The sequence below is a fragment of the Candidatus Protofrankia californiensis genome (genome assembly GCF_900634765.1).
Lineage (GTDB): Bacteria > Actinomycetota > Actinomycetes > Frankiales > Frankiaceae > Protofrankia > Protofrankia californiensis.
In genome coordinates, this window is sequence record NZ_CAAAFT010000189.1 from 5,903 (window position 1) to 6,528 (window position 626).

Here is a 626-nt window from a genome sequence, read left to right on the forward strand (position 1 = left end):
GACGACTTCCTCCATGTACGCCAACCAGCCGGCCACGGCCATGGTGAGGGCGGGGGCGGCGGGTGCGCCCGCGGACGCGAGGCCTTCGGTGATCCAGCCTGCCAGGGTGGCGCGGGTCGAGCGGTGCAGGGCGCGCATGTCGCTGCCGCTGTCGAGCCGGGTGACGGCCTGGTAGATGTCGGGATGGCGGGAGACGTACTCGACGAAGGTCTCGACGCCGGTTCGCAGCTGCTCGCCGGGGTGCAGGGACGGGTCGGGACGCAGGCGGCCGAGGAGGTCCTCGGCGACGGCCTGGAGGACGGCGTGCCGGAACCTGCGTTGCGAGCCGAAGTAGTGGAAGAGCAGCCCGGGGGAGACGCCCGCTTCGGCGGCCACGGTCTCGACGGAGATGTCGTCGATCGTCCCCCTTTCCAGGATGCGGCGGGCGGCGGCCAGGATCTGGCTCCGGCGGTCGGAGGGAAGGAGCCGGGTGCCGCGCGGGCCGGGGGGACGAACCATGCGTCCATCCTATTGACTCCAGCTCAATAGAGCCTACTGTTGAGTAATCCTCAATAAGGGTGCGGCGCCGTCCAGAGCCGGAGCCGACACGTCGCGCCTTCTTCAGCCCCCTCTACGTGACGGAGGAG

General features: G+C 70.3%; 1 protein-coding gene. It reads right to left on the reverse strand.

Annotated features, from left to right (window positions below; genetic code table 11):
- A partial coding sequence (locus DD1DGNOD_RS10525; RefSeq protein ID WP_241255634.1) for a TetR/AcrR family transcriptional regulator occupies window positions 1–498 on the reverse strand: 498 nt, incomplete at its 3' end.
- Window positions 499–626 lie beyond the last annotated feature (128 nt).